Raw genomic sequence first — 19,968 nt, 5'->3', positions numbered from 1 at the left:
CCTGCATCGGAAGGTGCGAAATCGGGTTTGCGGAGTCAATATTGACGGCCGGGCCGACGCTCGATTGAAGGAATTTTTCGTAGTCGGTACCGCGCCCGACCAGCTGGCGACCGCGTGTGGTGACACGAATCGATGGCTTGTTCTGTCCCCTTGCAAAAATACCCGCATGTTAAAATTCGGCGCTAAATCATGCGGAAAACGGCCGGGCGCCTCATCCACAAGCAGCCCGAAAGCTTCTGGGCAGTGAACTTGCTTGGGGTTGCCATATCGAAACGGCTGAACGGTTTGTCCAACGGCCAGCACTCGTCGCTGCACTCACTCCGCGACACCGGTCGCCGCAAATACGAAGCGTAATGAACGACACAAAACATCCTGATGGCGGCACGAAGCGTCGCCGCGCTCTCATCACGGGTCTCTCGGGATTCACCGGACGCCATATGGCTGAGCGTCTGCTGGACGAAGGGTACGACGTGTGGGGCACGACCTCGCCGGCATCGGAAGCCGATGTGCCGGGCACAACCGGCGTGCCCGTGGACTTGCTCGATCTCGACGCGGTCCGCGCGTGCGTGGCCGATGCAAAACCGGATGTCGTCGTGCATCTGGCGGGGCTCGCGCACGTCACCGGCAATCCGCCGACGCAAAGTTATCTCGTGAACATCATGGGTTCGCGCAATCTGCTCGATGCACTCGCGCTCCTCGACAAGAAACCGCGTGCAGTGCTGATGGCGAGCACGTCGAATGTGTATGGAAACGCGAACGTGGAAGTCATCGACGAAAACGTGCCGCTCAATCCTGGCAACGACTACGCGGTCAGCAAGCTCGCCATGGAAAACATGGCGCGCTTATGGCTCGATCGTCTGCCGATTTTTTTCACGCGGCCGTTCAATTACACGGGCGTCGGTCAGGGCGAAGATTTCTTGTTGCCCAAGATCGTCAATCACCACGCGCGCCACGAGAAAAAAATGTCGCTGGGCAATCTCGCCGTGAGCCGCGATTTCTCCGATGTCCGCGACGTGGTCGAGGTCTACACTCAGCTCATCGAAAAAGCGCCCGTGGGTCAGGCGTTCAATACGTGTTCTGGTATTGGCCATTCGCTCGGCGAAATTCTCGGCATGATGCGTCGAATCGCCGGGTATGAAATCGAAGTTTTCGTCGATCCACGTTTCATGCGCCGCAACGAGATTGCGAAGCTCGTGGGCTCGAACGTCAAGCTGCGTCGCGCAATTGGACGCGTGCCCGTTACGCCGATCTACGACACGCTCGAGTGGATGTATCAGCACGCGCGCGCAAAATTCGAGAGCATCGAAACCGTCAAGACGTGACCGCGCCGTTTTGCACCTGCCCGTGCGGAACCGCGTGATCCGCAAGTCTCGTTTGACCGGCTAGCGGATCGGCGTCGGACACTTGCAATGACGACTGCCGCCTATAAATCTCGGCAATCCATTCAATGAACACTTTCACGCGACGCGGCTGATGCCGGTTCGCGGCATAAAGAATCGATACAACCCGCGGGTACGACGGATACGCCTGCAGCACCTCGCGCAACTCGCCGCTCTCCACATAGGACGTCAAGGTATAACCCGATGCCTGGATCAGCCCGAGTCCCTTGAGGCCACATTCCACGTACGACTCGGCGTCGTTCACGGCGAGCATCGCCTTGAGCGGGACGATGCGCGTCTCGCCGTTCACGACGAACTCCCACGGCCTCACGCGTCCAGTCTTGCTCACCAGATAATCGACGCAATAATGATTCTCGAGATCCTCGAGCGTCTTGGGCTCGCCATATTTTTCGATGTACGACGGCGCGGCGACTGTGATCTGCGAATATCGTCCGATGGTTTTTGCTACCAAGCCGATATCGCCGACTGCGCCTACGCGGATCACACAATCGACGCCGGCCTCGATGATGTCGACTTGTTTATCGGTGAGGCTCATTTCCACGCGGATATCCGGATACGCCGCGAAAAATTCCGGCAGTGCGCCGACGATCGTACTTTTCGCCATCAGCGCGGGGAGGCTCACGCGCACGGTTCCTTTCGGGCTGAGTTTCGAGCGCGAGAGCACGGACTCCATGTCGTCGACTTCGCCGAGGACGCGCACGCAGCGCTCGTAGTAGATTTCGCCGTCTTCGGTGATGCTGATGCTGCGCGTGGTGCGGTTGAGGAGGCGTGCGCCGAGGTGCGCTTCGAGCGCTTGCACGGTGCGCGAGACGCTGGCGGCGGGGAGGCGCAAGGCATCGGCGGCCTTGGAGAAGCTGCCGCTCTCGACGACTCGCACGAAGACTTTCATCGCTAGGAAACGGTCCATGGACGGGGGTTCCAGGCTGAGGGTTACACAGGGGAAGCGCTAGGCGCGCGGGCCCTGAAAGGTGAATATTACGATGGAAATTGGAATGGGGTGTTGGACGGGAAGGGGTAGGTGTTGGGGTTGCTGGTTTTTTAGGTCCTCGCGGGTTCTGTCTTAGCTACTGTTTTTATCACGATAAGCCACTTTCCGTGGCGGGCTTCATTTCACAAGGTTTGACGCTGACGCTCGGACGGTTGTTTGTAGTAGTCGGGGGTGATGCCGGGTTGTTGCTGCTTAAGCCTTCGCGGGTTCTGTCTTAGCTGACTTCTTTATCACTGTTAGCCACTGTCCGTGGCGGGACTTCATTTCACAAGGTTTGACGCTGGCGCTGATGTTTGTAGCGGTCGGGGTTAATGCCGGGTTGTTGCTGCTTAAGCCTTCGCGGGTTCTGTCTTAGCTGACTTCTTTATCACTGTTAGCCACTGTCCGTGGCGGGACTTCATTTCTTTGTCCAACGGCGACAAAGAAACGAAGCAAAGAAAACGCCTCTCCACCGCTAATTCTTAAGTGTCCACAGCGTGCAGCGAGAGCTTTATGGCACGCAAGAAGCACCCTTAGCGCATAACTGCGTCCCGCTGAAACCCTCCCCCTCCGTCAACACATACCCACACGCTTCGCCACCAGTGTCGGAATCCGCTAATACGGAAACCCGTCTACCGCATAACGACGGGTTGAGCCCACAACCAGTCCAAAGCATCTTGAACTGCAACCTTCGCCGCCAGTACTGCGCCTTGTTCCATTTGGGCGCTTGCGCGCGTAGCGCGGAGGCCTGGTTAGTGGATTCCCACACTGGTGGCGAAGCGTGTGGGTTGCCATGAGCGGAGGGGGAGGGTTTCAACAGGACGAGGTTATGCGCTAAGGGTGCTTCTTGCGTGCCAAACAGTGGTGCTTGCACGCTGTGGACACTTAAGAATTAGCGGTGGAGAGGCGTTTTCTTTGCTTCGTTTCTTTGTCGCCGTTGGACAAAGAAATGAAGTCCCGCCACGGCTGTGGACACTTAAGAATTAGCGGTGGAGAGGCGTTTTCTTTGCTTCGTTTCTTTGTCGCCGTTGGACAAAGAAATGAAGTCCCGCCACGGACAGTGGCTAACGGTGATAAAGAAGTCAGATAAGGCAGAACTTGCGAAGATTTCAACAGCAACAACCCGGCATCACCCCCGACTACTACAAGACAATCATCCGAGCGCCAGCGCCAAACCTCATGCAGTGAAGTCCCGCCACGGACAGTGGCTAACAGTGCTAAAGACGTCAGATAAGGCAGAACTTGCGAGGACCTAAAAAGCAACAACCCGGCGTCACCCCTGACCGCTACAAACAACCGCCCGAGCGCCAGCATCAAGCCCTCGCAAAAACACCACCCTGCACAGCGGCCAACAGCGAAAAAAATCCGAACAACAACCCACCCCCCGCCCAATCCCCATTCAATGCAAAACCCCCAACTCAATAGCCTCGCTATAAACCGAAGCCACTCGCCGAGCGATCACCGGCGTATCGAAGTTCGCCTTGGCATAAGCCCGACATGCCTGCTCGCTTGGCAAAACAAGCGACCCATCCAACGCTCCAATCAACCCCTCGGCGATAGCATCAACACCTGTCGAAGGCAGAACCAGATTCCCCGATAACGGCGCAACCGCCTCCGGCAATCCGCCGACCGGCGTGACCAGCACCGGCGTTCCCGAAGCAAGCGACTCCACCGTGATCAACCCGAAACCCTCCAGCGCGACCGTCGGCACAATACTCACATCGGCTGCCCGATAAAGCGCCGCCAAATGCCGGTCCGGCACAAACCCCAAAAGACGAACGTTATCGTCGAGACCGGCATCGGAAATACGCGCCTGCAATTCTTCAGCCAGACGCCCCTTCCCCGCAATCAGCAACAAGACATCCGGCTGCCTTGCCTTCACACGCTTCATCGCTTCGATAAGATCTTCCAGCCCCATTCTCCGCACAAGCCGCCGCACGGCAAGCACCACCGGTCGATCCTGCGGCAACTGCAAGCGGCGACGCGCGTCGGCACGACTGAGCGGCACGTTGAACTGCGAGACATCCACGCATCCCGGCACCACGCGAATCCGCTCAGCGGGAATGGCATATCGCGATTGCAAAATCTCGCCGAACGCCTCCGATAAAACGATCAGCCGCGTAGACCGCGCATACACGCGTTGCTCCAGCATCCGTTTAGTTCGCTGTCCGATGGAATCAGCGCCTTCGACATGACTCTCGTCGGCCCAAGGTCCCTGGAAATGCGAGACCTGTGGAATGCCGCGCGTGACATCGAGGCCGGGAAACGTATAAAGCGCAAAATGCGACGACACCACATCCGGCCTTTCACGGCTCAACGATGCACGCAATGCACGGCGCGCGGCCATCAAGCGGCGCGGCAACGATTGCGCTGCCGGACCGAAACCGTGGATGGCGCCTTCGGTATCGGACGCAACCCGCGCCGACCCTGCAACCACGCCGCGCACGGTGACGCCCGCGCCCGGCAGCGCTCCAACCAGCGTGTGATACATGCGGTCCAGACCGCCCGCGCGTTCAGGAAACCAGTGCATCCCGATCTGCAGCGACTTGATGGCTTGTGTGCTCATATCCGTGACCCCGCCTGATATTTGTTGATAGGTAAATCGCGCTTATACGGTGGCCACGCTTTCGGCCTTTTGCGCATCGCTTGGATCGTTCGATAAAACCGTCGCGCCCTTCTGATTCGCAAAACCACGATACAAATCCAGATAGCGCCGAGCCATCCGCGCCCAGCCAAACTGATCGGCAAGCAGGCGCGCAGCAGCGCCCATCTCGCGGCGCAATTCGGGTGCATCGGCGAGCTTGGCGACAGCGCCAGCGAGCGCGGCGGCATCGTCGGGATCATCGAGCACGATGCCGCAATCCGTACTGATGATCTCCGCCCCGCCCGCCGTTTTTGCCGTGATGACCGGCAAGCCGGCCGCGAGCGCTTCGAGCAAAGACAAACTCATGGCTTCGTATCGCGAGGGAAACACGAAGACATCCACGGAATGCATGAGCGTCGGCATGTTCTTCACGAGGCCGAGAAAATGCACACGATCGCCGATACCGAGCGCCTTCGCTTCGTCCGGATAAGGACTTCCCGGAAGGTAGCCCGCGACAGCAAGATGAACGTGCGACGGAAGTTGCAGCAGTGCTTTCAACACTGTGTCGAGGTTCTTGCGCGGCGTGCGCAAGTCGCCGACAAAAAGCAACAGGCAAGCATCGCCGGGAAGTCCGAACGACGACCTGTCGCTGCCCGTTTGCCGCGCCGCCGTGAACGCGCTGGTATCCACGCCGTTATAAACGACCTCGATGCGCTCGCTCTCCGTACCGTTCGCGCGAATTTCGATGGCGACTTTCTCGGACACGGCCGCGATGATCTTCGAGCGCTGATACGCCCAGTGTTCGAGCTTCGCATTGATGCGGCTATAGATAACTTGATACGCGGACCACAAGCCACCGGTCAGCTTGAACGGATAGTAAGGACTACGGAGCCAGCCGCCATGCACGAAATGAGCGGTGTTCACATCGGCTTTGGCCCACGATATAAAACCGTTCACGTGCAATACGTCATATTCTTTTTTATTTTTCTTTAGCCACATCGCGGTCTTCAGCGCGAAGACCTGCTGCTTGAAAAGTTTGGTCGGCCAGAAGCGCCCGACCTTGATCGCGATCCATCGCAAACGCGTTTCCGATGCCAGCTCCGGCGCAACATGTGAAGCGAGTAACGTAACCTGATGGCCTTCCGCCAGCGCGGCGCGCGCAATCTCGTAGTTCACGCGGCCTTGTCCGTCGTTATGACGCACCACATGGGTGACGATGGCGATTTTCATCGGATTGCCTTTTGAGGAATGGATTGTTCGAACACCGCGCGTGCCCGCTTCTTTTCGAGCCGCATGTGATGGCGTGCGGCGAGGACCGAGCACAGGCCCATATAAAGGATCATTCCGCCAATCGACGTAAACGTGTTGGTGAAGACCAGCATGCCGACGATCGCAAACGCCACGCTCAACGAGGCTTGTGCGTACTTGTCGTCGCGCAGGGAAAACGACGCGCGGAATGCGCGCATCAGAAGCAGGCCGAGTCCGGCGAGATACATCAGCGAACCGGGCCAGCCGAGCACGAACGGCACGTTCATCACGCCGCTGTCGAAGCTGCCGTATTTGCCGAGGTCGCCATTCGACGACGACAATTTCGTCGACGATCCCGTTGCGCCGAATCCTTCACCGGAGACATCGGTGAAAGCGGTTTTGGCGAACGATGCGTAAAACTCGTTGCGCGCGGCGTAGCTGTTGTCGTCGCTGAGATTGGTGATGGATTGCAGGCGCGTCGCCATCTTGTCGGCAATAGGACCGAACGTGAGCAACGGCACCGAGAGCGCGACCAGCACCACGCCGCCAATCAGGATCCGCACGCGCACCTTGTTGCTCGCTTTGATCAGTTGCAGGACCATCGCGATGACCCAGCCGCCCCATGTCGAGCGCACCATGCAAAGGCCGAACGAGATGAAGCCGAGGCCGCCCGCAAGCCACCGCACGCTTTGCGTTCCGGCCATGGTGAAGGTGAGCGCGGCCATCATGGCGAGCGCGAACGGACCGGATGAATTCATCGTGCTGAAGACGCGCACGCCAAGGCGAACGGGGTCGCCTTGCGACGCCATCTGCGAGCCGATCATCCACATGGCGTCCCAGGCGGGCATCACGAAAAACTGGATGAGTCCGTAGCCGCCCATGAAAAGCATGCCCCAGATGAACGTATCGAGAATCGCCTGCCGGTACTTCGGATATTCGCGTGCATGGACCATGATGTGAAAGCCGATCAGCACCGGATAAAGCCACGCGGCGAGATCGTACGTTGCGGCCATCGGACCGTTGGACATCACGCCGATCAAGTATGCGTACGCAAGCCCCAGGAAGATCAGGAGGACCGGCAGGCCGCGCCGCTCGGCGAGCACGCGGTAATGTCGCACGACCGTCAGCGCGCAGATCATGGTGACGATAACCGGCGCAATCTGGATCAGACTGGTCGGCGTAAAACCGCCCTTTGCATAATCCGCAAGGCGCCGCACTTCCGGGCTCAGGAACCATTGCCACCACACAAAACCTATGTACCGCGCCGGGCTCTTGAAATAGAGCCACAAGCCGACCGCCGTCGATAAAAACGGAAACGCAAGCGTCAGGACCGTGCCCTGATGCGCCAAGATGAGCAGCAGCGTGAACGCCCAGAAGCCCGTTTGCGGAACCCAGTGCCTGGGTTCATCGCGGAAAAGTCCGAGGAATCCGGCGCGCGCAGGTTTGCCGCCGTTCTCGATCAGATCGGCGATGAACTTCGGCGTGCGCGGAGCGGCCGGCGTGCTCATCGTTCAGTGCGCCCTGCTCGATGAAGCAACGCCGTGAAGATCGGCATGCACCGGCGTTTCAGCGGGACGCGCGTTGCGCATGAAATCCTGCGTGAGGCGCACATGCTGCATCGCGAACTGGCGCGTGGTGAAATCGCGCGCCGCGAAATGACGGCTTGCGGCTTGCGCGCGTTGTAGCGCAAGTTCGGGATCGGCGACGATGGTTCGAAGCGTGCGTTGCAACGCTTCCACGTCATGCGGCGGAACATAAAACACGTATTCGGGACCGAAGTAATCGCGCAACGATCCAACATCGGTAAGGATCACGGGCTTGCCGAGCGCAACCGCTTCGAGCACGACGGTAATGCCCGAAACATGCGTGTTATGGCGCAAGGGCACGACGATCACATCGGCCCAATCGTAGAGTTCGCGCGCCGCCTTGAGACCAATGGCCGGCGCGATTTTCACGTTGCCGGCATGCAGTTCCTTCGATACCCGACGACGCGTCGCGATCCGCACTTCGCATGCCGGGTCCTGGCGAAACGCTTTCACGAGCGATTCCCAGTCGCGATCACGATCGTTGCCAATCGCGCCGATTCGCACGGGCGCGTTCGGCTTCCACGCGGCCGGTTCCTGCAATGGAAAATCTCGCGGATTGATGCCGTAGAAAACTTGCTGCACGTCGCGCTTCAAATAGTCGCGTGCCATCTGCGCGTTCTCGGTTGCGTGCGTGGTCAATATATCGGCGCGCGCGAGCAACTTCTTGTAGAAGAACTTCCTGAGCGCGCCATAGCTCGCCCACTTATCGAAAAGCCAGATGCTTTGCGCAAGCAACACCGGATTGCCGCGCGAACGTCCCTCCATCAGAAGCAATAGCGCCGCCGACAAATGCTCGTGTTCCGTATGCGTCCACACCACATCGGATTTCAGGATCTCTTCACGATTACGCCACGTGTGAATGAAGTCGAAGCCGAGCACGGTCTTCAATGCGCGACGCGCGAGACGCACGATCTTGTTCTCGGGTTCATCGCGGGAATACGTGAGTTTGGTCTCTGGCGACTCGGCGTGGTGATAGCCGTAAAGGCAACCAATGTTCTCGCCCTTCCGATAAAACCGCGGATCAGCGCCATAAAAAAGATGCACGTGAACTTTGGTCGGCTCGACGCCCGAAGACTCGACGCCGCTGTGTTGTCGCTGCGAATTGCGGACCCTCGATACGCGGCTCATGCGGCTTTTGCTCCGTCGGAATGGCTGCGCATGGCAAGCGCGTAGGCTGCGGGTTCATGTTGCGCGTCGCGACGGGCGTCGTGCGCGCCTCGCCGCATCGCGCGATAACGCGTCCAGCAAGCGGTATTGCGAGTGCGTGCGAGCGCGAGCAATGTGTGCGCAAATCCCGGCATCGCGCGGGTGCCGATGGCCGCGTACCAATACCACGCAACATGCCGCGCAACGGGACCAAGATGTTCCCGCAACACGAGATGCACGTTGTATGCGGTGTCGGCAAGCGCGCCGAGCGTTTGCGCGTCGCGACCGTTGTCATCGAAACGTTCAGCTGGAAAATGATCGACCGCGACGCGCGGATCGTAGACCATCTTCCAGCCGGTGCGCTTCACGCTCAAGCTGAACGACAAGTCGTTGCACGGCTGCGCGCCCTTGCCTCGCAAGCGCGTATCGAAGCGCAACTGGCCAACGGCCGCCCGCCGATAAATCATGTTCGCGCCCTTGAGCAACCAGACATCGCGCGGCGCACCGACGCCCAGATGATGGTTGCCGATAATCTTCCCCGACCATCGGATCCGGCCAACTTCAACGCGCTCGCCATCGAGCAACGCGCCGCGTTCGAAGACCCAGTCGCGGCCGCCTAGCGCACCGAGCGACGCATCGCTTGCAAAGGTTTCGTCTATGCGAGCAAGCCAGTCGATACGCGGCGCGGCGTCGTCATCGGTGATCGCGACAATGTCGCCGCGCGCGGAATCGAGTCCGCGGTTCAACGCGGCAACCTGACCGCCCAATCCCGTCTCGATCACGCGCAACTCGAACGGATTCGACTCGGCCATTTCATGTTCGATCGCGCGATGCGTGGCGTCATCCTCCGGCCGCGCGACGATCAACACTTCATCCGCGGGACGCGTTTGCGCGCGCAACGCGGCGAGGCATCGCTTCAAATCGGCGGGACGACGATAGGTCGGAACCAGCACGGAAATAGTCAAGGTCGATGTCGATGTCATGCGCGCTCCGCTCGCTTCAAACGTTCAGGTAGTCTTCAACCGCCGAATAATGCCCGCGGTTATAGCCGCGCGAGCGCTGCGCCATGCCGTTCATGATCGCGCCGGCAAGCGGAATGCCCGCCGTGCGCAGACGCCGGATGGCATCGGAGATTTCCATTTCGTTGTGCGCGCCCGAGCGCATCACGAGGAAGTTCGTACCTGACAACTTGCCGATGATCGATGCATCCGTGACCGCGAGGATGGGCGGGGTATCGATGAAAACCACGTCATAGACGCGACCCAGGCCATCGAGATATTGCTGCAGCCGCGGCGACATCAAAAGCTCCGAAGGATTCTCCGGACGCTTGCCTGCAGGCATGAAACTCAGCAAAGGCGTGCGCGTGGAGCGAATCGCCTGTTCCAGCCCGATCGTGCCGGCGAGCAATTCGGCAAGTCCGTTCGCACGTTCGAGACCGAACGATCGCTCGAGCTTGCCGCGCCGCATGTCGGCATCGATCAGCAACACTTTCTTGCCCGATGCCGCCAGCAACACCGCCAGATTCACCGCCAGAAAACTTTTGCCGACACCCGACGCCGGTCCCGTCAGCATCACTGTATGGTTGCGCGCTTCCATCAGCGTGAATTGCAGCGACGTACGCAGGCTGCGCATGATTTCCACGCAGACATCGTTTGGGCGCATGGTCGCGAGGATTGGCAGGACGCGATCCCGATCGCGCTCGGTGCGCTTGGCTTCGGCATCGAGCTTCACTTGCTCTCCGCTCAGCGGCACGAGTCCGATCAGCGGCAAGCCAGCCAGGCGCTCGACCTTGTCCGGATCCACAATGCCCTTGAACATTGCGCGACGCAGGAACACGAACCCCGTGCCGAGGATCAATCCAAGAATCACCGCAGCCGACATGATCAGCACTTTCTTCGGCTTGATCGGCGCGCCGGGGCGCAGCGCGGCATCGACTATATGCACGTTGCCGCCCGTGCCCGCTTTCTGCACGGACAATTCCTGCACGCGGTTGAGCAGCAGCACGTAGATGTCTTCGGCAACTTTCGCATCGCGTTGCAGCGATACCGCTTTCACTTCCGACGCCGGCAGGTTGCGGAAACGCTCACCAAAACGCGCACGTTCCGCTTCGAGCTGGCTCAACTGCTGCTGCGCGACGATCAACGCAGGATGGGCGCTGTTGTAGCGCTGGTTCAGCGTCGCGATCTGCAGCTTCAGACCGGAGATTTGTGCTTCGTAGCTAATGCTGCCTTCGAGGTAGACCTTGGCTTCATCGCTGGCGTTGATCGAGCCGGACTTGCTTTGGTACTCGGTCAGCGCAGCCTCGGCGTGTTCCAGATCGCCCTTCAGACGCGGCTGCTCGCTCTTCAGGAACGCGAGCATTTTCTCGGCATCGGCTTGCTTGCTTTCTATGTGCTGATGCAGATAGGAATCGGCCAATGCATTCGCAATTTCCGCAGCGCGCGCCGGGTCGCCGTTCTCCAGCGAAATCTGGATCACGCCGGTTGCCTTGCCTTGTTCCGCGACCGTGATGCCCGACTGGAATGAAGCGATTGCATCGAGATCATTCGCGCGGATCACGGTGAAACGCGTGCCCGGACGGGCGACCAGTTTCGATACGTTGATGTTCACTCCGTTGCCACTTTCCATCGTGCCAACAGTGCCTTCGAGCAGCTGCCGGCCATCGGGCGTTGCAAGCGAATAACGGTTGCTGGCTAGCGCGGTCAGCGTGAGCTTCTGCCCTTCCAGCGGCTGCACGACTTCAATGGAATCGATCGCCGCCTGCTCGCCGCCCCACGCGTACGACGTCATGCCGAGCCAGGGCTTCGACGGTTTTCCCGGCGTTGCAAGACGTCCTGCAAGACTGCCGAGCAGCGGCACGGTCATCGGCGTGACGGAGAAGTTGAGCTTGCATTGCGCCACGACCGGCGCGACCACGCCACGGCTCTTGACGATTTCGATTTCCGCATCCGTCGGCAACGCGCCGGACGAATTGCCGATAGCCGCACCCGTCTGCGTTTGCGTGAGCGCTTGCGACGTGTTGTCGGATTGCTCGACACGCACGTGGGCATCGGCGGAATACACGGGTTTCGCGACGTAGCAATACGCGCTCGCCGCGATCACGATGAACGCCGCGATCCCGATCAGCCACCAGATGTCGTCGATGATCACCTGCAGCAACTGCCCGAGAACGACGTCCTCTTCTTCTGTCTTGCCCTGATAGGAATGTGCTGGCGTGCTCACGATTCGATTCCGGTTGTTTTGACGCGCATTGACGTTCAGCGCGTCAGTTGCTTCAGGTAGAAGATGGTCTGCAGCGTCGGCAGGACCTGGTTCACCAGACGGTTGAATTGCACCGAGCCGGCCGTGCCCACGTACACCACGTCGAGCGGTTGCAAACGGAATTGCGTGGACAAGAGCAGCGAATCCGGTTGCGTCAGATCGAGCCGGTAGATGTCGGGCGATGCGGGCTTTTCCCGTGCGCCGCGCACCACGTAGATCTGCCGCGCGTTTGCATCCGTATCGAGAATGCCGCCGGCTTGCGTCAAGGCATCGGCGATCGTGAGGCGGCCTTTCATCATCGATACAGGCAGTGGTGTCTTGACTTCACCCATCACGAATACACGGCTGTCGGTGCGATCCGGGACGTTGACAATGTCGCCCGCCTGAAGCATCACGTTCTGATCTATTTCGCCACGGTCGAGCACGCCGTCGGCATCGAGTTGATACAGCTTGCCGTTACGCGTCAGGCGCACGCGCTGCAAGTCGGCATCGGCTGTGGTGCCACCGGAACGCGTGATGGCGTCGACCAGCGTCAACGGCACGTCGCTCATTGCAAGCGGCCCGGGCGTCTTGACTTCGCCCGTCACCGAGACCTTCTGGCTTCTGTACGCGAGCACGCGCACATCGACCTGAGGTTTCTTCAAATACGGCGACAAAGCTGCGGCGAGCTGATCGCGAATCTCGCCGGCGGTCTTGCCGGCGACGGGAACCTTGTTGAGGAACGGAAAGAAGATCGTGCCGTCGGGCGCGACGGTTTGCCCGAACGGATCGGCCTGACCCGGTAACGCCGTGGTGTACGGCTGCGCGAGCGCGCCAGCCACCGTTTGCGTGGTGTTGCCACCCGCTGACAAGGTCTGGCCTTGCTGCGTGGTCAGCTCAGGATGATCCCAGACCGTGATGCCGATAATGTCCTGCGGCGCCACGCGATACACGTATTGCGCCGGATCGGCAAAACGCGCAGGTGGCAACGGCGCTGCCGTAGCCGGGCGATTTTGCTGCAGGATGACATCGGCCGAAATCAGGCGGACCGGATAAGTTGCGGTCGGCGTGGGGTCGTTGTCCTGAAGTCGCGATGTGTTCAGGCTGTAACCCGGCAACGTGCCGCAAGCCGACAAAAAAGTCGTCAGCGAAAAGATCGCGGAAACAGAAAAAGCTAGAGACCGGTTCACCATATTTTATTCAGCCATCCCTGGACCAGACGTTCAATAAGCCCGAAGCTCTCGCGATAGGCGGTTTCGTGGCGGCCATATGGATCGACTACTTCGGAGTCTTCCCACTTGCCAAGCAAGTGCACCTTGCCGCGCGTGACCGGTTCCATCTCCTCGATCGCGGTGATGTGCCTGCGCTCGGGCACCAGAATCAGATCGACTGCACGGGCCATCGCGCGATCGAGCTGGCGTGCGGCGTGTCCCGACGAATCCACGTCGCGTTCCGTCAAGAGACGCGACATGGTTGAATCGATAGCGCGTCCCTCTTGCGCAAAAAGCCCCGCGGAGCCGAATTCGATCCCGCGTCTTGCATGCGTGGTCGTCATCCGTGCCGAATGCGCGCGAAACAGCATCTCGGCAACAGGACTCCGGCAGACATTTGCATGGCAGACGATCAAGACGCTTTGAAACATGTGGGCGGTGTCCGTGAATGTTTTTTATCGACTAAGCACAGCGCGATGACCGGGTCCTTGAACCGGTCATCGCACGCAAGAATTTTTATGATTCAAGCCGTGACCGGCGACTTGGCGGCCTGGCGGACGCCGCGCCCGATCGCGTGATATTCGATGCCAATCTCAGCCATCGTTTCCGGCTCGTAGAGATTGCGGCCATCGAAAATAAGCGGCGTCTTCAGACGGCGTTTCATGCCATCGAAGTCCGGGCTCTTGAACGCCTTCCACTCCGTCACGATGATCAATGCATCGGCGTCATCGAGCGTATCGGCGTGGTCTTTTGCGTAGCTCAAACGCGCGAGTTGCTCGGGTGTATCGCGCAGATCGAGCGCAATAACGCGCTGCGCTTCGTCGGTTGCAACGGGATCGTATGCACTGATGGTCGCGCCGCGTTCGAGCAACGCCGCGATCAACACACGGCTCGGCGCGTCGCGCATGTCGTCGGTATTCGGCTTGAACGCCAGGCCCCATAACGCGAATTTCTTGCTGCTCAGATCGTTGCCAAGACGCGCGACGATCTTATTCGCGAGCGTTTGTTTCTGCGCCTCGTTCACCGATGTCACCGCCTTCAGGATTTCCATCTGCTCGTCGTATTCGCCGGCCGTCTGGATCAGCGAGCGCACGTCCTTCGGGAAACACGAACCACCGTAACCACACCCTGCGTACAGGAAGTCGTAGCCAATGCGTGGATCGGAACCGATACCCCGGCGCACCGCTTCAATATCCGCGCCCACGCGATCCGCGAAATTCGCGAGTTCGTTCATGAACGAGATGCGCGTGGCGAGCATGGCGTTCGCCGCGTATTTCGTGAACTCCGCCGAGCGCACATCCATGTAAAGCGTGCGTTCGTGATTGCGGTTGAACGGCGAATAAAGACGTTTCATGCGTTCGCGTGCGCGCTCGCCGGGCACGTCGTCATCGCAACCGAGCACGATGCGATCCGGTCGCGTGAAGTCATCGATAGCCGCGCCTTCCTTCAGGAATTCCGGATTCGATACCACCGAGAACATGTGCGTCTCGCCACGCTCGGCAAGCTCATGATCGATCGCCGCTTTCACGCGACGCGCCGTGCCGACCGGCACCGTGGATTTATCGACGATGACCTTGAAGTTGTTCATGTAGCGGCCAATGTCGCGCGCCGCCGCGAGCACGTATTTCAGATCGGCGGAACCGTCTTCGTCCGAAGGCGTGCCGACCGCGATGAAAAGCACTTCGCCATGCTCGACCGCGGCCTTCACATCGGTGGAAAACGTCAGGCGTCCCGCTGCGCGATTGCGCGCGATGACTTCCTGCAAGCCCGGTTCATGGATGGGCACGCCGCCGCCATTCAAAATGGCGATCTTGCGTTCGTCGAGGTCGAGACAAAACACGTCGTTGCCGATATCGGCCAGACACGCGCCCGTCACGAGGCCAACGTAGCCGCTTCCGATGATGGTGAGTTTCATAACACGCGCTCCAGGGTTGGCAAATTATTCAAGCGTATTCGGTTGAGTTTTTAGTACGCGTTTGCACCGGCAAAACCCTTCCATAAAGTCATCGCGACAATCTTCATGTCGAGTCCGAAAGTCCAGTGCTGCATGTAGTACAGGTCGAGCTTTACGCGCCCCATCATCTTTTCGATGCGATCCGTTTCACCGCGAAAGCCATTCACTTGCGCCCAGCCGGTAATGCCGGGTTTGATCCGATACCGGTACATGTAGCCCTTCACGAGATCCTTGTAGATGTCGTCATGTTCGAGTGCATGGGGACGCGGACCTACAACGGACATCTCGCCGCGAAGCACGTTGATGAACTGCGGCAGTTCGTCGAGGCTCGTGCGTCGAAGGAATGCGCCAACACGCGTTACGCGCTTGTCGCCCTTCTTCGCTTGCGTGACGTGTCCCGCAGTTTCCTTATGCACGCGCATGGAGCGAAACTTGAAGATCTCGAACTCGTTTCCATCGATACCCTTGCGCTTCTGCTTGAAGAAAACCGGTCCGGGCGAGGACAGCTTCACTGCCACGCCGAGCACGATCAACAACGGCGCGAGACTCAGCAACACGACGGCGGCGAACATGCGATCGAAGACGCGCTTGGGCAACACCTTCAAATCCGTGATCGGCGACGCCGCCAGGTTGATCGCCGGCACGCCGAGCAGGTCGACCACCGCGTGATTGAAGAACGAAAGACTGCGTACATCGGGGATGAAGCGGATGTTCACGAAGTCGTCGCGGAACTCGGTGACGAGCTTATGGATGGTGCGTTCCTGCGAAATCGGCAACGCAAGCCACAACTCGCGAATCGCGCGGCGCCGAACCAGTTCCGTCAGGTCGGCCAGATCACGGCTTACCGGTATGCCTGCGAGCGTTTCATCGGCGAAGGTTTCATCGAATACATATACGGGGCGAAAACCCGCTTCCGGACGACTGCGCATTTGATCGATCAGGAACTGGCCGTAAGGCGCCGCGCCGACAATCGCCACCGCCTTCTGATTGAAACCCTCGCGCCGCAGCGACTTCAACGCCGCGTGTACGCTCGCCTTCGAGATCATTAGCAGCGCGGCGGCGGCCACGCCCCAGTAGAGCAACCATAGACGCGACAACAGGTCCGCGCGATGCACGCTGAACGTCAGCAACACGCCGGCGCCTTCCACCAACAGCCAGGCGACCGTCACGCGCAGCAACAGGTCGTAGACGGGCTTGCCACGCCACGACTTGTACACCCCGAACGACGGGAACGTCATGATCACCAGCACGCAATTGAACGCGAGCAGCGTGCTTTGCATATCGTCGAGCCATACCGCATTTCCCGCGTGCAGCGACGCGGCGAGCAACGCGCCCAGCGCGACCATCGCTATGTCGATCATTCTCGAGAGCACGCTCAACATTTAAGACACCTCGGGTGGGAATCACAGGGCGCGGCGGACTCGTTTCAGCCGGAACGTCTTTTCAAAACATGAGCGCCGATTGCCTTGGTACATACCCGTATAAGGCTGGAATTAAATTCGTGCTGCAACCGCAAAATAATGCGCGATTTAAATTGTCGTTTTGAACCGATTTATTTTTGTCACGAGAAGAAATGGATAGCGCTAAGGGCGGCTTGTGAAGTGCCTTGGAACGAATTTTTTTCTACGGCCTTAGTTCCCGCATAGGCTTGCCGGATAAGCCGTTAGACAGATCGCAAGGCAATTATTTTCGAATAAAAAAATTCGCCGAACGTAAGAAAAAAATTCAATGTCGAACCTTGGTTACCTTTAATAGCCGAGTTATCAGCTCGCATATGTTCATCGATTATTTTCTGGTTTTTTGATTTATCGGCTATTTACTACTTGCTCAAAATTGCATTACCCGTTCACGCTCAGGAGTTCTTCGTCATGACCGCCATCGATACAACCGCTGTCAGCCATCCACACGCGCCTTCTGCATCGGACACCCGGCTGAGAATCCAGCCCGTCATCCTTGCCGGCGGTGCGGGAACGCGTCTCTGGCCCATGTCGCGCGAGCATTTTCCGAAGCAGTTGATCGGCCTGATCGGCGATCAGTCGCTGTTGCAGTCCACCGCCCAAAGGCTCGATGGCCTGACATACGGCACAGCGCGTGTCGACGATGCAATCATCGTGTGCGGCGAAGATCATCGGTTCACAACCGCGGACCAATTGCGTTCCTCTGGCCGCAAGGCCGACCTTCTGCTCGAACCGGTAGCACGCAATACGGCTCCCGCGCTGACCGTCGCCGCCATGCACGCACTCTCTTCCGGCGACGACGCCATACTCGTCGTCATGCCCGCAGATCATGTTGTTACGGATACCGAAGCATTTCACAAAGCGATTGGCGCAGGCGCGAAATGCGCGGAAGACGGCGCCATCGTCACGATGTGCATCGTGCCGACACACGCGGAAACGGGTTATGGATATATCAAGGTCGGCCAGCAAATGCTCAGTTCGGGCGCGTGGCCGCTCGAAAAATTCGTGGAGAAACCGCATCTCGAACTCGCGCGCCAGTACGTGAGTTCCGGCGAATACTGGTGGAACGCGGGGATTTTTATCGTGCGTGCGTCGGTGTGGTTGAAAGCCATTCAACATTTTCAGCCTGCCATCCATGCCGCGTGCCGCGCGGCGTGCGACGCCGGCACGCGCGATGGCGAATTCTTCCGCCTAGACAAACAGGCGTTCGCGGCATCGCCTTCCGACTCCATCGACTACGCGGTCATGGAGCAACTCGCCGCCGATCAAAGCATCTGCGCGGGCGCCGTCGTGCCGCTCAACGCAGGCTGGTCCGACGTCGGATCGTGGGATGCCATCTGGAAGATCCTGCCGAAAGACGCAGAAGAAAACGTCGCGCGCGGACGCGTGATGTTCCAGGGATCGACATCGACGTACGCGCATTCCGAAGGCCGCCTGATCGCGTGCGTGGGAACGCATAACCTCGTGATCGTGGAAACGGCCGATGCCATTCTTGTCGCCGATAAATCCTGCGTGCAGGACGTGAAGGCGATCGTCGGTCGCATCAAGGCCGAGCAAGGCAAGGAGGCGGCGGATCATCGCAAGGTGCACAGGCCGTGGGGCCATTACGATTCCGTCGATAACGGCGACCGGTTCCAGGTCAAGCGCATCGTGGTGAAGCCAGGCGCGAGGCTGTCATTGCAGATGCATCATCATCGCGCGGAACATTGGGTCGTTGTTCGTGGCACGGCGCTGGTGACGCGTGGCAAGGAGGAGCTCATCCTCTCCGAAAACGAGTCGATCTACATTCCGATTGGCGTGCAGCATCGGCTTGAGAATCCAGGAAAGATGCCGCTTGAAATAATAGAAGTGCAATCCGGCACATATCTGGGCGAAGACGACATTGTCCGTTTCGACGATAAATACGGCCGGCAATGAAAAACGCCATGCGGCGCGCGAATCAAACGCGCCGCATGGCGTGCGGTCTTGCGATTTGCAGCCTTCCTTTATCCCTGCACGTCCGCAAAGCGGCGTGCTTCAACCGGCGCCGCGCGCTCCATTTGTGCGTGACCGGCTTCAGCCGCTGCCGCTTCCGCCGGCACTTCCACTTTGGCCGACACCTCCTGCCCCGGATGCGTGACGCGCGTGGACTGCGACGCGATCCATCTGCGCGACCATTCCAGCGCATACGAAGCCGCTTCCTCCGCGTTGCCGTATCGCGGACCGATCAGGCCCGAACGCTCGACGCGACGCCCGTCTTTCACGATCTCGGCCCAGCCGCGAAACATACTGCCTGCAACCGGACGGGCAATGGCGTAGATGGTATAGCCGTGACCGTCATGCACCGGCGTGCAGTCGGGCTCGAAGGCCATGGGCACGGGATCGAGCGGACGCCCCGCCATACGCGACGCATCGTGATACATGGCGCGCGGCACATTCATGAGCATTGCGGCGCGGCGCGCGGACAACGCCGTGGACGCATTCGCGCGTGCGACATCGTGCGCGTCCGGCAAACGGCGTGGCACGCTGGCGAACAGCGCATCGACGGCATTCGCACCGCGCCCGTCCCCCGCGCCCCACGATTCCGGGTTCTGCCAGAACACGCCACGCAAGCGGTCGCATTCGTACGCGTTTTGCGCCTGACGCTGCGGCGCCTCGACGGGTGGCGACGGAACAATGGCGAACGACCGGCCGCGCGTGGCGAGCCGCGTGACCATTTCTATCAATGTGCCGTCCATTTGCCAGTCGTTGAAACGGCGGCGGCAGGTCGGCACAGTCGGATAGTGGCTGGGAAGCTTCGACCACGTGTCGCCGGTCGTAAGAATCCACAACACCGCGTTCACGATAGTGCGCGGATGCGCGCGTGGCCGTCCCCGACGATGTTCACGGACTTCGCCTTCGGCCACAAGCGGGGCGATCAGCGCCCACTCTTCATTGCTGAGTTCGTCGAAAAACATTGGGTTGCTCCATGCAGTCGGACCGCTCTGCGAAAAGTTGAACCAGGCGTTGAACATGCGTTGAGGTGGGATCCACCCGCCAGACGCTGAATCAAGAAACTCGAAGTATTCGCAAACGTTTGCCAAAAACAACAAGTTGGTGCATTCCAAATGCATCTAATCCGCGCCGTGGTGCACAACAGTATCCAATTCGGCGCACATTTCGTCCTACGTCATAGGATATGAAGAATGCGTGCAGG

At 59.4% G+C, this 19,968-nt stretch carries 14 protein-coding genes; 2 read left to right on the top strand and 12 right to left on the bottom strand.

Features of this window, described 5'->3' with window-relative positions:
• Positions 1-353 precede the first annotated feature (353 nt).
• The gene (locus ASG35_RS08140) at positions 354-1,322 is read left to right on the top strand and encodes a GDP-mannose 4,6-dehydratase (RefSeq protein ID WP_056355277.1); all 969 of its coding nucleotides are present in this window, start codon (positions 354-356) and stop codon (positions 1,320-1,322) included.
• Here the strand turns inward: ASG35_RS08140 and ASG35_RS08135 are convergent.
• The 11 genes from ASG35_RS08135 to ASG35_RS08085 form a co-directional block, all read right to left on the bottom strand.
• Positions 1,312-2,307: a LysR family transcriptional regulator gene (locus ASG35_RS08135; RefSeq protein WP_082508279.1), complete on the bottom strand. Its 996-nt coding sequence runs from the start codon at positions 2,305-2,307 to the stop codon at positions 1,312-1,314. The genes ASG35_RS08140 and ASG35_RS08135 overlap by 11 nt on opposite strands.
• A gap of 1,459 nt (positions 2,308-3,766) precedes the next feature.
• Positions 3,767-4,933 carry a glycosyltransferase family 4 protein gene (locus ASG35_RS08130; RefSeq protein ID WP_056355273.1) on the bottom strand — a complete coding sequence of 389 codons (1,167 nt, stop codon included), beginning with the start codon at positions 4,931-4,933 and terminating at the stop codon, positions 3,767-3,769.
• Positions 4,934-4,975: 42 nt separating this feature from the next.
• Positions 4,976-6,181, bottom strand: coding sequence for a glycosyltransferase family 4 protein (locus ASG35_RS08125; protein WP_056355270.1), 1,206 nt, complete (start codon positions 6,179-6,181; stop codon positions 4,976-4,978).
• Positions 6,178-7,707, bottom strand: a complete 1,530-nt coding sequence (locus tag ASG35_RS08120) for a glucose-6-phosphate isomerase (protein ID WP_056355268.1) — start codon at positions 7,705-7,707, stop codon at positions 6,178-6,180. Before ASG35_RS08120 ends, ASG35_RS08125 begins: the two co-directional genes overlap by 4 nt.
• 3 nt (positions 7,708-7,710) lie before the next feature.
• Positions 7,711-8,913: a glycosyltransferase family 4 protein gene (locus ASG35_RS08115; protein WP_082508278.1), complete on the bottom strand. Its 1,203-nt coding sequence runs from the start codon at positions 8,911-8,913 to the stop codon at positions 7,711-7,713.
• Positions 8,910-9,896 (bottom strand): glycosyltransferase family 2 protein, encoded by a 987-nt coding sequence (locus ASG35_RS08110; protein WP_056355375.1) that lies wholly within the window; start codon positions 9,894-9,896, stop codon positions 8,910-8,912. The genes ASG35_RS08115 and ASG35_RS08110 overlap by 4 nt, the downstream gene beginning before the upstream one ends.
• A 34-nt stretch (positions 9,897-9,930) precedes the next feature.
• Complete coding sequence (locus tag ASG35_RS08105) at positions 9,931-12,156, bottom strand: polysaccharide biosynthesis tyrosine autokinase (RefSeq protein WP_056355265.1); 2,226 nt, start codon at positions 12,154-12,156, stop codon at positions 9,931-9,933.
• A 32-nt stretch (positions 12,157-12,188) separates the two neighbouring features.
• Positions 12,189-13,364 carry a polysaccharide biosynthesis/export family protein gene (locus ASG35_RS08100; RefSeq protein WP_056355262.1) on the bottom strand — a complete coding sequence of 392 codons (1,176 nt, stop codon included), beginning with the start codon at positions 13,362-13,364 and terminating at the stop codon, positions 12,189-12,191.
• Complete coding sequence (locus ASG35_RS08095; protein WP_056355258.1) at positions 13,358-13,813, bottom strand: low molecular weight protein-tyrosine-phosphatase; 456 nt, start codon at positions 13,811-13,813, stop codon at positions 13,358-13,360. The genes ASG35_RS08100 and ASG35_RS08095 overlap by 7 nt, the downstream gene beginning before the upstream one ends.
• Before the next feature lie 92 nt (positions 13,814-13,905).
• Positions 13,906-15,297 carry a UDP-glucose dehydrogenase family protein gene (locus ASG35_RS08090; protein WP_056355255.1) on the bottom strand — a complete coding sequence of 464 codons (1,392 nt, stop codon included), beginning with the start codon at positions 15,295-15,297 and terminating at the stop codon, positions 13,906-13,908.
• A 50-nt stretch (positions 15,298-15,347) separates the two neighbouring features.
• Positions 15,348-16,718: an undecaprenyl-phosphate glucose phosphotransferase gene (locus tag ASG35_RS08085; protein WP_056355252.1), complete on the bottom strand. Its 1,371-nt coding sequence runs from the start codon at positions 16,716-16,718 to the stop codon at positions 15,348-15,350.
• Between the two features lie 486 nt (positions 16,719-17,204).
• On the opposite strand from ASG35_RS08085, the gene ASG35_RS08080 reads away from it, so the two are divergent.
• Positions 17,205-18,710, top strand: a complete 1,506-nt coding sequence (locus ASG35_RS08080; RefSeq protein WP_056355249.1) for a mannose-1-phosphate guanylyltransferase/mannose-6-phosphate isomerase — start codon at positions 17,205-17,207, stop codon at positions 18,708-18,710.
• 68 nt (positions 18,711-18,778) lie between these two features.
• Here ASG35_RS08080 and ASG35_RS08075 read toward each other — a convergent pair whose 3' ends face one another.
• Complete coding sequence (locus ASG35_RS08075) at positions 18,779-19,729, bottom strand: transposase (RefSeq protein WP_235527486.1); 951 nt, start codon at positions 19,727-19,729, stop codon at positions 18,779-18,781.
• Positions 19,730-19,968: the final 239 nt, after the last annotated feature.

Origin of the sequence: Burkholderia sp. Leaf177, from assembly GCF_001424345.1 — a bacterium.
In the GTDB taxonomy this organism is placed as follows: Bacteria; Pseudomonadota; Gammaproteobacteria; order Burkholderiales; family Burkholderiaceae; genus Caballeronia.
The sequence above is the reverse complement of the archived record's forward strand: the minus strand, read 5'-3'. Positions and strand labels throughout refer to the sequence as shown.

Bases quoted from the DNA above. Each gene is read 5' to 3' on its own strand.
- ASG35_RS08140 (WP_056355277.1), top strand. From the start codon at position 354: ATGAACGACACAAAACATCCTGATGGCGGCACGAAGCGTCGCCGCGCT.
- ASG35_RS08135 (WP_082508279.1), bottom strand. From the start codon at position 2,307: ATGGACCGTTTCCTAGCGATGAAAGTCTTCGTGCGAGTCGTCGAGAGC.
- ASG35_RS08130 (WP_056355273.1), bottom strand. From the start codon at position 4,933: ATGAGCACACAAGCCATCAAGTCGCTGCAGATCGGGATGCACTGGTTT.
- ASG35_RS08125 (WP_056355270.1), bottom strand. From the start codon at position 6,181: ATGAAAATCGCCATCGTCACCCATGTGGTGCGTCATAACGACGGACAA.
- ASG35_RS08120 (WP_056355268.1), bottom strand. From the start codon at position 7,707: ATGAGCACGCCGGCCGCTCCGCGCACGCCGAAGTTCATCGCCGATCTG.
- ASG35_RS08115 (WP_082508278.1), bottom strand. From the start codon at position 8,913: ATGAGCCGCGTATCGAGGGTCCGCAATTCGCAGCGACAACACAGCGGC.
- ASG35_RS08100 (WP_056355262.1), bottom strand. From the start codon at position 13,364: ATGGTGAACCGGTCTCTAGCTTTTTCTGTTTCCGCGATCTTTTCGCTG.
- ASG35_RS08095 (WP_056355258.1), bottom strand. From the start codon at position 13,813: ATGTTTCAAAGCGTCTTGATCGTCTGCCATGCAAATGTCTGCCGGAGT.
- ASG35_RS08090 (WP_056355255.1), bottom strand. From the start codon at position 15,297: ATGAAACTCACCATCATCGGAAGCGGCTACGTTGGCCTCGTGACGGGC.
- ASG35_RS08085 (WP_056355252.1), bottom strand. From the start codon at position 16,718: ATGTTGAGCGTGCTCTCGAGAATGATCGACATAGCGATGGTCGCGCTG.
- ASG35_RS08080 (WP_056355249.1), top strand. From the start codon at position 17,205: ATGACCGCCATCGATACAACCGCTGTCAGCCATCCACACGCGCCTTCT.
- ASG35_RS08075 (WP_235527486.1), bottom strand. From the start codon at position 19,729: ATGTTTTTCGACGAACTCAGCAATGAAGAGTGGGCGCTGATCGCCCCG.